Source organism: Candidatus Bathyarchaeota archaeon (genome assembly GCA_026014725.1).
Taxonomy (GTDB): Archaea; Thermoproteota; Bathyarchaeia; order Bathyarchaeales; family Bathycorpusculaceae; genus Bathycorpusculum.
Map to the genome: position 1 here is coordinate 1 of JAOZHV010000039.1, position 2,605 is coordinate 2,605.

Annotated in this window: 2 protein-coding genes; one reads left to right on the top strand and one right to left on the bottom strand. The window is 45.5% G+C overall.

Annotated elements, in window-relative coordinates; genetic code table 11:
- Positions 1-243: 243 nt before the first annotated feature.
- Positions 244-1,620 (top strand): cation-efflux pump, encoded by a 1,377-nt coding sequence (locus tag NWE95_07335; GenBank protein ID MCW4003706.1) that lies wholly within the window; start codon positions 244-246, stop codon positions 1,618-1,620.
- 55 nt (positions 1,621-1,675) lie between these two features.
- Here the strand turns inward: NWE95_07335 and NWE95_07340 are convergent.
- A partial coding sequence (locus tag NWE95_07340) for a beta-propeller domain-containing protein (GenBank protein ID MCW4003707.1) occupies positions 1,676-2,605 on the bottom strand: 930 nt, incomplete at its 5' end.

Consider the following 2,605-nt stretch of genomic DNA (forward strand, 5'->3'; position numbering starts at 1 on the left):
TTGCGGTAAACCCAGCCTTTCACGGCAACAGCCTTGCCGTCACAGCAGCCGTTTAAGATTTCGCGAATTTGAACCAAGACCATGCGCCTCGTTAACGTTTCCTCTACATACTGCGTTCAAAGCTAAATGCCTATCTATTTAATTTTACCTAACGCACAAGTTGCAGCTAGCTAAGGAGAACGCATCTGTCCTGCCCCGATAGTCTTAAATCGCCCTTGCCTCGTGCATATAGTCTGATTAGTGATGCCAGAGCCCTCAGAAGGCGCCTGCAAGCTTAGAACACTTAAACTTTCAGCCATAGCCATAACAAGTGTGGTTATAATAGAAGTTGTTGTGGGTTTAGTTGTCAACAGTTTGGCGGTTCTAAGCGATGGCTTGCACGCTTTGCTTGACGCCTTCTCGACCATTATGCTTTTTGTGGCGATTCGCGCCTCGCTTAAGCCGCCCGACGAGGAGCACATGTATGGGCATGAGAAGTTTGAAGCCATAGGCGGGTTAATAGGCGGCTTAGTCCTAATAGGCGTTGCAATCTTGATATTCTACGAAGCGGCAACCCGATTGATGGGAAACATCCGGGTTAATGAAGGATTAGAGTTCGCGGGTTACTTTGCAATCGGCTACACGCTGTGCATAGACTTTTTCAGGATAGCAATCTTCAGAAAAGTGAAAAGCAGCGAGAGCACATCAATTAAAGCGGGATTCTACGACGCCATTTCAGATTTAAGTTCAACAATCATCGCTCTTCTAGGCTTCGGCCTAGCCACTTTGGGATTCTCTAATGGGGATTCATTTGCATCAATATTTCTCGGTTGTATGCTCAGCTACTTAAGCATCAAACTGGCGCGAACAAGCATAATGGAACTAAGCGACACAGCATCGAAAGAAATGGTGCAGAAAATCAGAAAAGAAATCCTCTCCAACGAAGGCGCACTGAAATGCGAAAGCCTAAAAGTTAGAAAAGTAAGCTCAAAAACATTCATCGAAACCACGGTGCAAGTTTCAAACCGCACGAGCCTCGAGGAAGCCCACGCTTTATCGTCAAAAATTGAGGCAGACTTGACTAAAGCTTTTGGAAATGTCGACGCGACAATTCACATAGAACCATCTGAAAGGGAAACACAGATGGAGCAGCTTGTGGAGAAGCTGGCAATGGTAGACGGCGTCAAAGAAGTGCATGACATCAAAGCTGTTTACGCTGGCGGAAAACTTTACATCACTTTGCACGCTTACGTAGACCCAAAGCTTTCCGTGGAAGAAGCACATGAAATCGCTGAGGAAATTGAAGGCAGGATGCACTCTGAAATAAAGCAGCTAGAAAACGTGACGGTTCACGTTGAACCCTGCGGCGCAGACGCGCGCATGAAGGAAATAGACGAGAAAGAACTGGAAGGAATAATCCATGAAATGGCAGCAAACGTTGAACACGGCTTGTACGTCAAGAACGTGGTAACCTACGTGGCTGAGGGAAAACGGTACATAAACATGGATTGCTGCTTCATGAAACAAGTTTCAATCACGGATGCACATGAGATTGCCTCGCGAATTGAAGCAGAAATAAAAACACATTTCGTAGACGCAGCAGTTACTGTGCACATTGAGCCACATTGCGTGAGAACGTGAAGCGCTAACTCCTCTAAAAAATGCAAAACTAAAAAAGAAAAAGAAAGTGAGAGGTCTAATCGAGTTTGACTTCTGCTATCGGCGACAAATCAATCAGACTGTTTAGTTTGACTTTAGCGTTAGAAACTGTGTAAAGCGTGTTGCCAATGTAAAGAGCTCTATTAACATTCGCGTTGTAATCTATAATGTATGGTTCACTGGTAGCGTTTTCCTGATGTGTTATACCGTCTCTAAATTCGAAGCCGCCTGTAAGAGTCAGTTTGAAAACGTACGCGCCTTGCCAATAGCCGCCTTCTGCCACGTATTCTTTTTCAGCGCCACCGCCTACGTGGCCGTACTGCGTTATGGATACTGGAATAACGAGGAGTTCCTTCTGCTTATCAAACAGGAAAGCTTTCGGCTCATAGAGCGCATCGGAGTATGTCCAGTCGCCTTCGACAATGTACTTCGCGGTTTCCGTAGGAGCGTTAACGTTTGTGACATCGAACAGCGACAACTTCACAGTGTTATTCTCCATGCCTATGCCAATCACATGGTTAGAGTCATAAGGATGCAGATAGCTTGAATAGCCGGGAATTTTCAGTTGCCCAGCCACTTTAGGTTGAGTTGGATCAGACAAATCCACTACGAAGAAGGGGTCTTTCTGCTCAAACGTTACCACATAGCATTTGTCACCCATGAACCTTGTTGATTGTATAGTCTCACGCTCTTCAAATTTCGGAAGCAAAAGCTCGCCTACCTTTGCAAGGTTTATATCAAGCACGGAAACATAGTTCATCGTTGTTTCTTTCTGCCAAGTTGTGGTTAACCTGAAGTAGCCGCCATATTCATCCATAGCGTACTGGTTGAGAACATAGCCTGCGACGCTGCCCTTAGCTTCAAATGCTAAAGCGCTACCGTCTACGCGTACTCTGTAGATTGAAGTGAACTGTCCTTCGTCGCTCCAAGTAGGATATGTCACATAGATATTGCCCAGTGAAACGTA